This window comes from Moryella indoligenes, assembly GCF_030812885.1.
GTDB classification, from domain to species: Bacteria; Bacillota; Clostridia; order Lachnospirales; family Lachnospiraceae; genus Moryella; species Moryella indoligenes.
The window spans coordinates 65,388-78,953 of the sequence record NZ_JAUSTO010000006.1 but is presented as its reverse complement, the minus strand read 5'-3'; the positions used below and the strand labels follow the sequence as shown (position 1 = coordinate 78,953).

Below are 13,566 nucleotides of genomic sequence, written 5' to 3'. Positions count from 1 at the left end.
CATCAAACGAAAAGTCTGACAAATTGTCAATGCCACAAAACTTCCACACACTTCTCTTTTGTGCAATATCGAAGATGTTGTTGGTTTCCTTGGTGGCTCTGTCTTCGGTATACTTATGAAGCAATAATTTCTTATAAACAGCAAGTCTTAACTGCGGCATAATTAGAGATTAAAGTAAAAACGAATAATCCCAATTATTAAAAGATGAACTGGATAGAAGAGATAATTGAACCATTTGTACTGTTTACCCCTCTTGCCATTGTATGTTATGGTCATAGCAAATCCTAAGAATGAATATAGCTCCTTGATTATAGAAATATATCCAATTGCAGCACTCATCACAGGTCTATCGTAGAAAATATAGAAAACATAGGCAAGGATGATTGCGTGGTAGTCGTAGTCAAGGCTAAGTAGCATCGCCAAAAGTCCGAATGCCATCACGATTACAACAGAAATTCCGTACCAAAAAAAATTATTTTTTACCTTGCCTTTAAGCTCATCGATTATCCAAACCGTTACTAGGCAAAGGGCTAATGTGAACATTATATTGTTCCAATTTGGATTGTAAAACACTTTTGAAGTGAATATATCGAATGGAACTTCTGCAATAATTCCAAATAAAATTAAATTTATAAGATATTTTTTCGTATTCTTGGTTTTGAAAAATCCTTCCACAACGAAAAATATAAATATTGGAAAGGCAATCCTTCCTAGAATTGAAAATATATTTGAAATATATAGAAGCGCTCCTTTGCCATCTAAAAGCGGTGCAACTACCCCGTTATTTACATGGTCTATTAGCATTGAAAGAAATGCAATATACTTGAGTTGCGCACCATTTAAAATCTGAAACTTCTTTATTTTTTCTCTATTAAAACGTCTATTTAAATCCATCAATTTTTCTTCTTTTACGTTTTCGCTCATTTGGGTTCTCCTCACTTACGAAAATGTGTAAGCAATAATCCAATAAATATTATACCAGATAGCTTGTTTTTTTAACGGTTTGGGTGATTTTAGTCCTGCACTTTTGACATCAAACAGACTGCCTCAACATTCGGGGTCTGGGGGAACATATCAACGCCGACCGCACGTGTCGGCTGATACCCGCCCTCCCGCAAGATTTCAAGATCCCGGAGCAGACTCGAGGGCTTGCAGGAGACATAGATCATGCGCGGAACCCGGTAGCGCACCAGCTTTGAGAGCGCCTTCGGATTCACTCCTTCTCGCGGCGGATCGAGAATGATTACATCCGGCTTCTCTCTCAGCTCATCCAGCACCTTCAGAACATCACCTGCAATGAAGCTGCAATTTGTGATACCATTTCGCTCTGCATTCTCCCGCGCCGCAATCACAGCCTCCTCAATCAGCTCAACTCCCACCGTGTGCGATGCGGTTTTCGCGACAAGCTGGGCTATGGTTCCTGTGCCGCTGTAGAGATCGAAGACCGTCTTCCCGCCGGTGTCTCCGACATAATCCGCGACCTTCCGGTACAAGAGCTCTGCGCCGTCCGCGTTGTTCTGGAAGAAGGAAAAGGGTGTGATCTTGAAGCGCAGTCCGGAGAGTGTCTCCTCAAAATACTCCTGACCATACAGAACCTCTGTCCCCTGGTTAATCACGGCATCCGCCGGAGAATCGTTCACAGTATGAAGGATTCCCTTCAGCTCTGACTGCAGCGGAAGCTTTAATATTGCATCTTTCCACTGGGTAAGCAGCAGAGAAAAGTTGATCGCTCTGCCCTCCTGCCCCTCCGGCGCAGTGTACGCGCCCTCTGACACCGTCACAAGATCCACCAGCATCTCCCCGCTGTGCGTCCCACGCCTCACCAGAAGATGCCGCAGATAACCGCTGTGGCGAAGCTTATGAAAAAAGGGAATCTGCGCCTCTGTGAAGATGCGCAGGGTCTCCCGCAGTATCAGATTGAAGTCCTCATGAACCAGCTGACAGCGGTCCGTCGTCACAATGTCGTAGTGGCTCTCCCGCCTGTGCATTCCGAGCGCAAGGGGACCATCCCGGTAGGCATCACCGAATGAATACTCCATCTTCAGCCGATAGTGCTCCGGCTCCGGACTTCCGAGCATTCCGTCCCACTGAAATGTCTGTCCGGCGGCAGTATGGAGCAGCTCCACAAGCTGCCGCTCCTTCAGCTTCAGCTGCTCTGGATAGGGCAGGGTCTGATAGAGACAGCCCCCACAGATACCGCTGTGCAGGCAGGGATGAGCCGCCGTCTCCAGCGGGGAGGGCTTGATCAGCCGCAGCACCCTCCCCTCGCCGCGCTCCCCTCGCCGCTTCAATATGCGATACTCCACCTCTCTGCCCGGGATGGCATGCTTGATGAGCACCTTTCCATCCTCCCGCTCTATATAACCGCGATCCGGAAATGATGTGTCTCCGATCACACCCTGTCCGATCTCCCCTTTTTTCATGCGCACATACTCCTCATTCACAGGCAAGGCGCGTCGTAAAACGACGCGCCTCTGCTTCCCTTATTTCGATATTTACAAGCCCGCTGTACGATAAGCTTATTCCTTTTCTTCCTCTTTCTCGGCGAGGGGCTCCTCAGCCTTTCTGAGAGGCTCCTCATCGTCGTCAAAATCATCGTCGAAATCATCATCGAAATCGTCCAGATAATCCGGTGTCATAAAGCGATACACAGCGTAGGCAATTCCCGCCACAGCCGCAATCACCCCAAGGATCGCAAGAATCATGATGATCGTATCGCGTCTGCCGCCCTTGTCATCTCTTCTCTTCAGCGTATCCACCAATTCTTCAAGCTTCACCAGTGCTCCAAGATTCTCCATACTACTCCTCCTGCCAGATTTTTATATTTTAACAGCCTCAGGATCACAGCGCTGTGACAGCGCCTGATGATACATAACGATAAGCTCTCTGTAGGAGAAAGCTTCTGACACTGTAATCACATTATCGCATAAGCTCAGAGCTTTTTCAAGTTGGCAAAGCCCGCAAACATCTTTTTTGTCCCGTGCCGGTCAAAATCCACTGTCACCTCATAATCCCTGCTTCCGTCCTGGATATTTTTCACCACCCCCTCACCAAAGCGCTGGTGCTGCACCCGGTCTCCAACTTCATAATCCAGGTGATCTGCCTTCACAACCTGAAAGCTCTTTCCAAACGCGAGGGGCTTTCTTCTGCCGGAAGAATCCGCCCACGCTGCATTACGGTCCTCTGAACCCGTCACAGCTGAAACAGTGCAAGTGCCCTCTCCCGCTCCTGTACCGCCTCCCGCAAAGCCACTGCCGTAGCTGTCGCGGTATCCGCTGTCCCAGGGCAGGCCTCTGCCGTCCCAGCCGCTCTCGCGACCGCCGAAGTGATAGCTGGAGGGTCTGGGAGGACGGCTGCTGTCACTCCTCTCTGTGTACTCATCCGGAATCTCCCGCACAAACATGGACTCTCTGGACAGGTGTGTCTCTCCATTGATCATGCGGCTTCTTGCAGAGCAGAGTGTGAGGCGCTCACGCGCGCGGGTGATGCCGACATAGCAGAGGCGCCGCTCCTCCTCAAGCTCCTTCGGATCGTCGATGCTGCGATTTCCGGGAAAAAGACCATCCTCCATTCCCGTCATGTACACCTCATCAAATTCCAGTCCCTTGGCGGCATGCAGCGTCATGAGTGTCACCTTCTCGCTGTTCTCATCCATGCGGTCGATATCCGCAACCAGAGCAACCTCCTCGAGGAAACGACTCAGAAGGGAAGCCCGCCTGCGCGGATCCGACTCCTGCTGTTCTGCCTCAATCTCAGCACTGTCCTCCTGCTCCTGTTCAAAGGAGACCGCCTTCGAGATCAGCTCGTCGATATTCTCCCTGCGGGACTCCGCCTCAATCTCCCCCTCTGATTTCAGAAAGTCCAGATATCCGGAATCCTCCAGCACTGCTTCAATAAGTGCTCCCAGAGAAAGGCTCTCACTCCTTTCCCGAAGTCCCTCAATGAGCTGTACAAAGCCCCGAAGCTTCTCTCCCGCGCGCCCGGCGATCCCGGCCGGGCCCGCCGCCCGAAGCGCCTCAAAAAAAGAGAGCTCATTCGCTGTGGCAAAGACTGCAATTCTTTCCTCCGTCACCGCACCAATCCCGCGCTTCGGGACATTTAAAATGCGGCGCGCGGCGAGATCGTCCCTTCCGTTGGCGACCGTCTTCAGATAAGCCAGAACATCCTTGATCTCACGCCTCTGGTAGAAATTCACACCGCCGACCAGCTGATAGGGCAGCCCTGCAGCGACCATACGCTCCTCAAGCAGGCGGGACTGGGCATTGGTGCGGTAGAGCACCGCAAAGCGATTGTAGTGCCGGTCCATCCCCCGCTTCTGTATCTCCGAGACGACGGCCTCCGCCTCGTCCTGCGCGGACTCAAAGCGACGCACATAGACCGGCTCTCCGTCCCCCTGCTCTGTCCAGAGACGCTTCTGCTTTCTGCCCAGATTATTCCGTATCACCTCATTGGCTGCGCAGAGAATATTTCCCTTCGAGCGGTAGTTCTGCTCAAGCTTCACCATCTTCGCCCCCGGAAACTCCGTCTCAAAGTTCAGGATATTATAGATATTGGCCCCGCGAAATTTATAGATAGACTGGTCATCATCCCCCACCACACAGAGATTTTTATACTTTCCTGCAAGCAGCGAGATGAGCCTGAACTGCGCCGTATTCGTGTCCTGATACTCATCGACCATAATATAGCGAAAGCGCTCCTGATACTGCACGAGCACCTCGGGGCTGTACTGAAAGAGCTGCACCGTCTTCATGATGAGATCATCAAAATCCAATGCGTTGTTTCTGCGAAGATCATCCTGATAGCGGAGATAGCACTCCGCGATCTTCTGCTCCACATAGCCACCGGCCTCCTTTAAAAGCTCCTCCGGTGTCCTGAGCTCATTCTTAGCGGCGGAGATCGCAGAGAGCACCGTTCGCTCCTTAAAGCTCCGGGTATCTATATTCAGCTCCCGGAACACCTGCTTCATCAGGGTCTTCTGATCGTCCGCATCGTAGATTGTAAAGCTGTTTTCAAATCCGATGCGATCAATATATCTGCGCAGAATACGCACACAGCTCGCGTGAAAGGTTGCGACCCAGACCTGCTCCGCGCCCTGCTCTACCAGAGCATCGATGCGCGCGCGCATCTCTCCGGCGGCCTTGTTCGTGAACGTGATCGCCATAATATGCCATGGCTCCACCTGCTTCCCGGCAATCAGATAAGCAATTCTGTGTGTCAGCACTCTGGTTTTCCCCGAACCCGCTCCGGCGAGAATGAGCAGAGGCCCCTCCGTACAGAGCATCGCCTCCCTCTGTCTGTCATTCATATTGTCATAAAGCGCCATGCTGCCTCCCGATACAAAAGTAAGGTCCGCAGCCTCACTGCACTGCGGACATCAGAATAACTGTTGTGATTTAAAATCTTCTGTGCTCACGCCTTCGACTGTTCCATATCCCCGAGCCGGGCAAAGGTCAGGTCATAGCCGTCATTTCCGAAGTTCAGAGAGCGGTTCACACGGCTGATCGTCGCCGTGGAGGCTCCTGTCTTCTCTGCGATCTCCAGATAGGTCTTCTTCTCACGCAGCATCTTTGCGACCTCGTAGCGCTGAGAAAAAGACAGCAGCTCATTGATCGTGCACACGTCCTCAAAAAAGCGATAGCACTCCTCCTCCGTCTTGAGAGTCAGAATCGCACGAAAGAGATGATCTACCGCTTCAGAATGGAGCTTATTGTTCATAACATCCTCCGCTCATGGCCTAGCCGCCAGTAATAGTAGTTTATTTCTTATCAATTGTAGCACAGTAAAATTTTAAAGTAAAGAAGCTGATCACTTATATTGCTTGATTTGCCCGGAAGCTTGGACTATTATTATAAGGTATGTCAAGACTTACAGGAGGAAAGCTTATGTCCTATCAGAACTACGGCGGGTACTACAGAGGCTCGGGCCAGCGCTCCAGAAGAAGGCGCAGACCGCGCTCCCCGCTTCCGCTCATCATCTGCATCGTGCTGCTGCTCCTGATCGGAGCTGCTTTTATGTTCGGCAAGGTGCGGGATCGCATCGCCAAATCCACTGTGCCAGCTGAAACCGAGGCTACTGTCTCCGAGGCTGACCAGAGCGCAGCTTCGGAAGCTCCGGACGCAGATCATGCCGACAGCTCCGCAGAGACCATCCCCGCTGCGGAAACAACACTTGCGCGCGCAGAGCGGCTCGCTGCCCAGTATGACTATGACGCCGCGATCGCGCTCATCACCGAGGACAGCGCGCTTGCCGCGAGTGAACAGGGTCAGGCTGCCATTCAGGGCTACGAGGCGACAAAATCCACGCTGGTGCGGCAGAACATCTCCGAGATCACGCATGTCTTCTTTCACACTCTCATCATGGACAATAAGAAGGCCTTCGACGGGGACAACCGTCAGGACGGCTACAACGATGTCATGACCACAAAGAGTGAGTTCCTAAAGATGATGCAGTCCATGTACGAGCGCGGCTATGTACTGGTCTCCATCCACGACATCTGCTATGAGGTGGACGACACGGAGAAGGGCGGCAAGAAGATGGTTGCCGGAGATATCATGCTTCCTGAGGGCAAGCATGCCTTTGTGCTCTCGCAGGACGATGTCAACTACTATGAGTACATGGACGGCGACGGCTTTGCAAAGTGCCTGATAGTCGGGGAGGACGGAAAACCGAAGAACGAGATGATCATGGACGACGGCTCCATCTCAGTCGGGTCATACGATGTCGTTCCGCTGCTTGATGACTTTGTAGAGGAGCATCCGGACTTCTCCTACCGCGGAGCGAAGGGCATCGTGGCCGTGACCGGCTACAACGGCGTCTTCGGTTACCGCACGGACAACTCCTACGAGGAGACCAACCCAAACATCGAGGCAGATCGCCAAAAGGTGCGCGAGGTCGCACAGTGCCTCCGGGACGACGGCTGGGAGATTGCCTCTCACAGCTGGGGACACAGAAACTACGGCTCCATCAGCATGGAGGATCTGCGGGAGGATAACCGCAAGTGGCAGGAGCGCGTCGCTCCGCTCATCGGCGGAACGGATATCCTGATCTATCCCTTCGGTGCGGATATCGCGGATTGGCATCCCTACACCAACGACAATGAGCGCTTCAACCTTCTCTGGGCGAGCGGCTTCCGCTATTTCTGCAATGTTGACTCCTCTCCCTATTTCGTCCAGAAGGGAAATGACTTCATGCGCATGGGACGCCGCAATCTGGACGGCTACCGCATGTGGCAGGATATGACTGTGAAGAATCACACAAGTGACCTCTTCAATGCGGCGGATATCTTTGATCCGGATCGTCCCACACCCGTGCCGGACTACAACGGCGGCTGAAGATCCGCCGGAAAGTAAAACAAGTAAAAGCAGATTTACAAAAGAGCAGGTGCGCTGATTCCAGTGCACCTGCTCTTTTACTGATGATATCCATGAATTAAGACCCTAAGAGCAGCTCTCCGAGCTCCTCTGCACTTCCCGCAATGCACTGCGCTCCGACTTCCCGCAGATATGCCTCAGAGCGAAAGCCCCAGCTCACTGCCACGCAGGGGATACGGCTGTTCTCCGCAGTCCTGACATCCACCTCTGTGTCACCGATATAAATTGCTCCCTCCGCATCCATGTCCATGAGCCGCAGCGCCTCGCTCACCATGTCCGGCGCAGGCTTTCTGCGGAGTCCCGCTCTCTCACCCAGCGCACAGTCGAAGAGTCCCGGAAACTGCTCTCTGACCAGCGTCTGCACCGCTTCATCCGGTTTATTGGAGACAACTGCCGTCTGGATCCCACTGCTCCGGAGTCTCTGAAGCAGCTTAGCTATTCCCGGATAAGGCCCAGTCCGAATGTTGCAGTGCGCCGCGTAATGCGGCCTGTAAACCTCAAGCACACGCTCCGCCTCCGCCCTGCTGACGCCCCAGCGCTCTGCGGAGACAGCTTCTCCTATTTCCGGCAGCAGCTCCTGTGGTGCACCTGCCTCCGATGCCAGAGCCCGCTCCACCGCAACCAAGGCCGCACTTCCAAAGAAATACCTGACCAGGGAAGCCTGAAAGTCTCCGCGATGCCCGCAGAGCCGCAGGCTGTAGTTCAGCGAGTCTGTCATATCGTCTATGGTGTCAAGTATGGTTCCGTCCATATCGAACACTGCCGCCTTTATCATGAGAAGCTCGCAATTTCCCGGATCGGCCCGGTGAGGACGGCCTCCTCCGCATAGAGCACAGGCCCGACGCCGCCGTACTCCTTCGTATTCTCGCTCTTTATTTTTGCGCGAAGCTTTACCCAACTTCCGCTCTGGAAGGCCGACGCCCCTCTGTAGCGGCACAGAAAACCACAGAACTGAATATCCGCCTCGCAGCAGGTCATCACCCTTCTGCCCGGAACCATGATGTTCTCAGGGGCATTCCTGGGGCGCATGATCTGTGCCGTGAAGCTGACTGTCTTTCCGTCATAGCGCTCCGGCCTGTCCATGGCATCTACATAGAAGGTGGCAAACATATTGGGATATATCTCTATCTCACTTTGCTCAAGATCATAGGGCAGCTCTATGCTGAAATCTCCGCGAACTTCTCCGTCCTTTCCCTCAAATACCAGCTCCGCACCGGGCGCCATGGCCTTCAGGGAGAGGTGATAATTTCCCAGCTTCTCCTCCGGAATATCATCTGCACGATTGCAGATGATAAGTTCCGTATTTTTGAGCATTGGCCCCATGAATGCGCGCATATTCTTCAGATACAGATCCAGCGTAGAGGTGTCAAAGACAGAGATCTGCTGGTTCAGAAACCAGCAATCCGGGAGCTTCAGCTGATCCTGCATCCAGGTTCCGTTCCACTCGATCAGCACGCGCTCCGGGTGAAACTCCTCCTCCAGCTTCTGCAGAGTCTCAACTGTGACCTCATCTATGCTCTCCATAAAGATGCCCGCAGTCTTATACTTCTGAAGAAAGGCATCGTCGTACTCCAGCTCCCCCTCCTCACAGACAATGAGAAGAGTCTTCCCCTCCGTCTGAAAATAGGGCTGCTCCAGCGTAAACTTTAAAAACTGCGTCTTGCCCGCCTCCAGAAAACCATTGATCAGGAATACCGGTGTTCGCTTGTCGTTCTCGTCAAAATTTTCAGCCATACTTAGATTCTAAACTCCTTTTCGAGTGCATCTGTCCTGAGTCCTGTCCCTATGACGCATACCTTGCCCGTGTAGTCCGGCGCGCCCTCACGGATCTCGGTCTCGCCCGGAACCAGATCAAAGTAATACCAGGTCTTCGGATCCTCACTGGATACCATCCCCTTGCAGCGGACCACCACGCCGTAGTCCTCGCTGTCTGCGAGCTGATCCAGAACCGCACTGAGCTTCTCCCGGCTCATAGGCGGCAGCTGCTCAAGCCCCCAGCTGTCAAAGATCTCGTCCGCATCATGCCCATGATGGTGGTGGCAGCCACAGGAGCACGCCCCGTCATGATGATGCTCATGATGTGCGTGTTCCTCCTCATGATCGTGATGATGATGCTCATGCCCCTCCTCATGATCGTCGTGATGGTGGTGTTCATGCCCTTCCTCATGATCGTGGTGGTGGTGCTCATGCCCTTCCTCATGATCGTGGTGGTGGTGTTCATGCCCCTCCTCATGATCGTGGTGATGCTCATGCCCCTCCTCATGATCGTCGTGATGCTCATGCCCCTCCTCTGCGATCTGCTTCAGAAGCTCTGCCTTGAGATCTACCGGCTGCTCCAGTATCTCAAGCAGCTTCTCTCCGGAGAGCAGGCTCACTGGAGTTGTGATAATCGTCGCGCCCGGATTCACACTGCGGATCCGCTCCACTGCCTGATCTATGACCTTCTGCTCCGCGACATCCGTTCTGGACAGCACAATCGTGCTCGCAAACTGAACCTGATTGTTAAAGAATTCTCCGAAATTCTTCATATAGAGACGGCATTTCTTGACATCCACCACAGTCACGGCAGAATTGCTCTCCACCGAAAGCTCCGACTCCACATCCACAACTGCCTGCATGACATCGGAGAGCTTGCCGACGCCGCTCGGCTCAATGATGACGCGGTCCGGTGCATACTTCGTGAGTATCTCCTTTAAGGAGCTTGCAAAATCTCCGACCAGCGAGCAGCAGATGCAGCCGGAATTCATCTCACGTATCTCGATCCCTGCATCCTTTAAAAAACCGCCGTCTATCCCGATCTCTCCAAATTCATTCTCGATCAGCACGACCTTCTCCTCGCTGATCGCCTCCTCCAGCAGCTTCTTGATAAAGCTCGTCTTTCCTGCTCCCAGGAAGCCTGAAATGATATCTACCTTGGTCTTCGCCATAGTGCTTTCCTTTCTGCGGGAGTATGCGTCCCGATAAAAATTAATTATATGCTCCTAACTGTTCTACACCGGCTACACCGGCTTGTAAAGCTTTTTTTGTCATAGCAGACGCTTCGGAAGTCGCCTCAGCACCTCTCCCGAGAGGAGACCGATCAGCGTTCCCGTGAGTGTCCCGGCAAGCAGCAGCACCGGAAGATACCAGAATACAGCTCCTGTCTCCACGACCAGCGCCGCCACACAGAGCTGCCCTATGTTGTGGCTGACTCCGCCGATGATGCTCACCGCCGTCCTGTCAAAGAGTCCTGAGTTCTTTGCAAGCATCATGCACACAAGACTTAAGAGCCCCCCCGCAAGTGAATAGAGTATCGCAGACATGCTGCCGAAGCTGAAGCCGATCAGTACGATGCGCGAGACAGTTACCGCCAGCGCCACCTCGGCTCCAAGAGAATAGAGACATATCATCGAGACCAGATTCGCAAGTCCCAGCTTCACGCCGGGCACGCCGAGCGAGATCGGAATCAGTGTCTCCACATAGCTCATGATGAGCGCCAGCGCCACATACATTCCAAACAAAGCGGGCACAGCCCCATAGGAGCTGCGCCCGTCAGGCTTCCTCTTACTATTCAATATTCACCCCGGCGATTTTTACATTGACCTCAAGAACCTTCAGCCCGGTCATATTCTCTATGGCGGCTGTCACTCTCTCCTGCACCTTTCGGCTCACCTCAGGAATGCTGTAGCTGTACTTGATATTCAGCGAGAGATCCACCGAGACATGCTCCTCCGTGACATCTACCTTGACACCGCGGGACAGATTCTTCATGCCCAGCTTCCAAACCAGGTCATTGGTGATATTATCCGCCATGGAATCAACACCCTCTACCTCCGTGGCAGCGAGACCTGCAATTACAGCGACAACATCATCCGCGATGCACACCTCACCGAGCCTGTCGGGAGCCTCCACCGCAATCTTCTCTTTGTTCTCCATTCTGTGCTCCTTTCCATGCAGCGAATGTATCTCCTCCGCGCCGGTAGCGAGATGATAAAATAACAGCTTCAGTATATCACAGCTTCCGGCATTTCACCACGCAAAGTCATATTTTGCATGCGCGCGTATCCTTCCTACTTGTGGTAGGGCTCGTGCCTCCGGATGCGATAGCTCCGATACAGCTGCTCCAGAAGTATCACCCGCATCAGCTGGTGCGGAAAGGTCATATCTGAAAAGCTGACCCTGTGATTTGCTCTCGCGCGCAGCTCCTCGGAGAGACCCAGCGAGCCGCCGATCACCAGACAGAGTTCTCCCCTGCCCTCGGTCTCCCAGCGCTCATGCTCCGCTGAAAAAAGCTCTGAGCTCATGCGCTGTCCCTGAATATCCAGTATCACCACGCAGCTTCTGTCGCGTATCTTTTCCAGAATACGGCGGCCCTCCTTCGCCCGTATCTGCTCCTCCTGTGCGGCGGAGGCCCCCTCCGGGGTCTTCTCGTCCTTCACCTCGATGATCGTCAGCTGGCAGTAGGCGGAGAGGCGCTTCGCATACTCCTGCACAGCCTCCCTCCAGTGGCGCTCCTTCAGGCTCCCGACACAGATCAGTGACAGCTTCATTCCGTCGCCCGGAAGTAATAACCGACCCCCCACTTCGTGTGTACATAGTGCGGATCACTCGGCGAGGGCTCAAGCTTCTCCCTGAGTCGCCGCACATGGACATCCACCGTGCGCACATCACCCGCCTCCTGTGCTCTGCTCCCCCAGACCATGGAGAGGAGCTTCTCGCGGCTGAACACCTTGTTCGGATTGTTTACGAGCAGCTCCAGTATATCAAACTCCTTCGCGGTGAGGTTGATCTCCTTCTCCCCAAGGCTCACGCGGCGACTGTCCGTATCGAGCCGCAGCGCCCCCTCCGTGATGATATGCTCCTCCTTATTCTTTGCCTGATTCTTCTGATCTCTCCGGAGTATGGCCTTGATTCTCGCCTTTACCTCCAGAATATTAAAGGGCTTTGTGATGTAATCGTCCGCACCGTACTCCAGTCCGAGTATCTTGTCCATATCGCTGCCCTTTGCGGTCAGCATGATGATCGGCACCTCGGAGAACTCCCGTATTGCCTGACACACCTCCATGCCATCCAACTTCGGAAGCATCACATCGAGCAGCACCATATCGTAGCTGTTCTGCTTTGCCTTCTGAAGCGCCTCCTCGCCGTCGTAGGCACAGTCCACCTCCATGCCGTCCTGCTCCAGACTGAAGCGTATCCCCTTCACAATGAGCTTTTCGTCATCAACCACCAGCACCTTTGTCATAACCTGTCTCTCCCCCTGCTTCGTTTACTGCACCGAGATCCGGTCTCGAAGCTTCTCGTAAGCCTTGTCCTTGATGCCCGGAATATTCTTGATCTCCTCTGTACTTCGAAATGGCCCGTGCTGCTCGCGATAGGCAATGATGCGCTCCGCCTTCTGCTGTCCTATGCCCGGAAGCGTACAGAGCTGCGCCCGGTCCGCGCTGTTTAAATTGACGCGGGTGATGCCCTCCTCCCGCCTTTCCTCTGCCTGCATAGTTTGTCCGAAGCTCTCTGCCTCCGCCGCCGTCCACGCGCCGGAGAGCAGCTCCTCCTCCGTGGGGAATTTCAGCATCTCACCGTCCGCAAGCGGCCTCGCGAGATTGATCGCCTCTCTCGCCGCTTCCTCCGTAAAGCCTCCGGCCCGCTGCAGGGCATCCGCCGCACGCGCTCCCTGCCGAAGGTGATAGACATCCGGATGAGCCACCGCGCCGCAGACATAGACGCAGAGCGTCTCTTGTTCCGAAGCGCTCCCCGCCTCAGCGGACAGAACACTTTCGGCTCCGCTTTTCTCCGCTTCCGCAGCCTCGCTTCCGGCGCTCTGTCCTCCGGAACCCGTACTCCCTGCGCGCTGTGTGCCTTCTGTACAGGCGCTGCCCCCGCGCGACGTCATCTCCGTGAAAACTTCTTGTTGCTTTTCCGAAATCGTGGACGCTCCTGAAGAAGCGGCGCCGCCTGCATCTCCCGTGTCTTTCAGCGCTTTCGCCTCTGAAACAGAAACAGGGGCCTCCGTCCGGAGCCCTGCTCCCTCCTCGATCAGTGCTGCGCTCTTTGTGCTCTCCCCGCAGCTAAGGCTGTAGCTTAAGCCCAGCGCAGAGAAGAACAGAAGCAGCAACAGCGCCTTCCATGGTAGTTTCTTTATGATAGCTTTCAAAGCAGCCTTCCTTTCGGAACGCTGCCGGGCCTGCCTCTTTATTCTATCGAAATCAGCTGTGCT

At 53.8% G+C, this 13,566-nt stretch carries 14 protein-coding genes; 1 reads left to right on the top strand and 13 read right to left on the bottom strand.

Annotation, left to right across the window (positions count from 1 at the left end; translation table 11 throughout):
• Positions 1 to 162: 162 nt before the first annotated feature.
• From J2S20_RS06065 to J2S20_RS06045, 5 genes are all read right to left on the bottom strand, one after another.
• Positions 163 to 894, bottom strand: a complete 732-nt coding sequence (locus tag J2S20_RS06065) for a TraX family protein (protein ID WP_106611981.1) — start codon at positions 892 to 894, stop codon at positions 163 to 165.
• 119 nt (positions 895 to 1,013) lie between these two features.
• Positions 1,014 to 2,444: a 23S rRNA (uracil(1939)-C(5))-methyltransferase RlmD gene (gene rlmD, locus J2S20_RS06060; RefSeq protein WP_307254224.1), complete on the bottom strand. Its 1,431-nt coding sequence runs from the start codon at positions 2,442 to 2,444 to the stop codon at positions 1,014 to 1,016.
• 75 nt (positions 2,445 to 2,519) lie between these two features.
• The gene (locus J2S20_RS06055) at positions 2,520 to 2,798 is read right to left on the bottom strand and encodes a hypothetical protein (RefSeq protein WP_307254222.1); all 279 of its coding nucleotides are present in this window, start codon (positions 2,796 to 2,798) and stop codon (positions 2,520 to 2,522) included.
• 134 nt (positions 2,799 to 2,932) lie between these two features.
• Positions 2,933 to 5,323, bottom strand: coding sequence for an ATP-dependent helicase (locus tag J2S20_RS06050; protein ID WP_307254220.1), 2,391 nt, complete (start codon positions 5,321 to 5,323; stop codon positions 2,933 to 2,935).
• 86 nt (positions 5,324 to 5,409) lie between these two features.
• Positions 5,410 to 5,715 carry a YerC/YecD family TrpR-related protein gene (locus tag J2S20_RS06045; protein ID WP_106612630.1) on the bottom strand — a complete coding sequence of 102 codons (306 nt, stop codon included), beginning with the start codon at positions 5,713 to 5,715 and terminating at the stop codon, positions 5,410 to 5,412.
• 167 nt (positions 5,716 to 5,882) lie between these two features.
• Between J2S20_RS06045 and J2S20_RS06040 the strand changes: the two genes are divergently transcribed.
• Positions 5,883 to 7,331: a polysaccharide deacetylase family protein gene (locus J2S20_RS06040; RefSeq protein WP_307254216.1), complete on the top strand. Its 1,449-nt coding sequence runs from the start codon at positions 5,883 to 5,885 to the stop codon at positions 7,329 to 7,331.
• Positions 7,332 to 7,428: 97 nt separating this feature from the next.
• Here J2S20_RS06040 and J2S20_RS06035 read toward each other — a convergent pair whose 3' ends face one another.
• The 8 genes from J2S20_RS06035 to J2S20_RS06000 all read right to left on the bottom strand — a co-directional run bounded on the left by J2S20_RS06035 (position 7,429) and on the right by J2S20_RS06000 (position 13,503).
• Entirely contained in the window at positions 7,429 to 8,145 is a 717-nt protein-coding gene (locus J2S20_RS06035) for an HAD family hydrolase (RefSeq protein ID WP_307254213.1), read from the bottom strand.
• Complete coding sequence (locus J2S20_RS06030) at positions 8,142 to 9,104, bottom strand: TIGR03943 family putative permease subunit (RefSeq protein ID WP_106612633.1); 963 nt, start codon at positions 9,102 to 9,104, stop codon at positions 8,142 to 8,144. The genes J2S20_RS06035 and J2S20_RS06030 overlap by 4 nt, the downstream gene beginning before the upstream one ends.
• Positions 9,105 to 9,106: 2 nt before the next feature.
• On the bottom strand, positions 9,107 to 10,297 hold the full coding sequence (locus tag J2S20_RS06025) for a CobW family GTP-binding protein (RefSeq protein WP_307254210.1): 1,191 nt from the start codon (positions 10,295 to 10,297) through the stop codon (positions 9,107 to 9,109).
• 99 nt (positions 10,298 to 10,396) lie between these two features.
• Positions 10,397 to 10,924 carry a Gx transporter family protein gene (locus tag J2S20_RS06020; RefSeq protein WP_307254208.1) on the bottom strand — a complete coding sequence of 176 codons (528 nt, stop codon included), beginning with the start codon at positions 10,922 to 10,924 and terminating at the stop codon, positions 10,397 to 10,399.
• Complete coding sequence (locus J2S20_RS06015; RefSeq protein WP_106612635.1) at positions 10,917 to 11,285, bottom strand: Asp23/Gls24 family envelope stress response protein; 369 nt, start codon at positions 11,283 to 11,285, stop codon at positions 10,917 to 10,919. Before J2S20_RS06015 ends, J2S20_RS06020 begins: the two co-directional genes overlap by 8 nt.
• Before the next feature lie 134 nt (positions 11,286 to 11,419).
• A complete protein-coding gene (rlmH, locus tag J2S20_RS06010) occupies positions 11,420 to 11,899 on the bottom strand; it encodes a 23S rRNA (pseudouridine(1915)-N(3))-methyltransferase RlmH (protein ID WP_106612636.1) in 480 nt (159 codons plus the stop codon).
• On the bottom strand, positions 11,896 to 12,594 hold the full coding sequence (locus tag J2S20_RS06005) for a response regulator transcription factor (RefSeq protein WP_307254205.1): 699 nt from the start codon (positions 12,592 to 12,594) through the stop codon (positions 11,896 to 11,898). The genes rlmH and J2S20_RS06005 overlap by 4 nt, the downstream gene beginning before the upstream one ends.
• Before the next feature lie 24 nt (positions 12,595 to 12,618).
• Complete coding sequence (locus J2S20_RS06000; protein WP_307254203.1) at positions 12,619 to 13,503, bottom strand: ComEA family DNA-binding protein; 885 nt, start codon at positions 13,501 to 13,503, stop codon at positions 12,619 to 12,621.
• Positions 13,504 to 13,566 lie beyond the last annotated feature (63 nt).

Coding starts and splice junctions, on each gene's coding strand:
- J2S20_RS06035 (WP_307254213.1), bottom strand. CDS start 8,145: ATGATAAAGGCGGCAGTGTTCGATATGGACGGAACCATACTTGACACC.
- J2S20_RS06055 (WP_307254222.1), bottom strand. CDS start 2,798: ATGGAGAATCTTGGAGCACTGGTGAAGCTTGAAGAATTGGTGGATACG.
- rlmH (WP_106612636.1), bottom strand. CDS start 11,899: ATGAAGCTGTCACTGATCTGTGTCGGGAGCCTGAAGGAGCGCCACTGG.
- J2S20_RS06030 (WP_106612633.1), bottom strand. CDS start 9,104: ATGGCTGAAAATTTTGACGAGAACGACAAGCGAACACCGGTATTCCTG.
- J2S20_RS06005 (WP_307254205.1), bottom strand. CDS start 12,594: ATGACAAAGGTGCTGGTGGTTGATGACGAAAAGCTCATTGTGAAGGGG.
- J2S20_RS06040 (WP_307254216.1), top strand. CDS start 5,883: ATGTCCTATCAGAACTACGGCGGGTACTACAGAGGCTCGGGCCAGCGC.
- J2S20_RS06065 (WP_106611981.1), bottom strand. CDS start 894: ATGGATTTAAATAGACGTTTTAATAGAGAAAAAATAAAGAAGTTTCAG.
- J2S20_RS06050 (WP_307254220.1), bottom strand. CDS start 5,323: ATGGCGCTTTATGACAATATGAATGACAGACAGAGGGAGGCGATGCTC.
- J2S20_RS06025 (WP_307254210.1), bottom strand. CDS start 10,297: ATGGCGAAGACCAAGGTAGATATCATTTCAGGCTTCCTGGGAGCAGGA.
- J2S20_RS06045 (WP_106612630.1), bottom strand. CDS start 5,715: ATGAACAATAAGCTCCATTCTGAAGCGGTAGATCATCTCTTTCGTGCG.
- J2S20_RS06015 (WP_106612635.1), bottom strand. CDS start 11,285: ATGGAGAACAAAGAGAAGATTGCGGTGGAGGCTCCCGACAGGCTCGGT.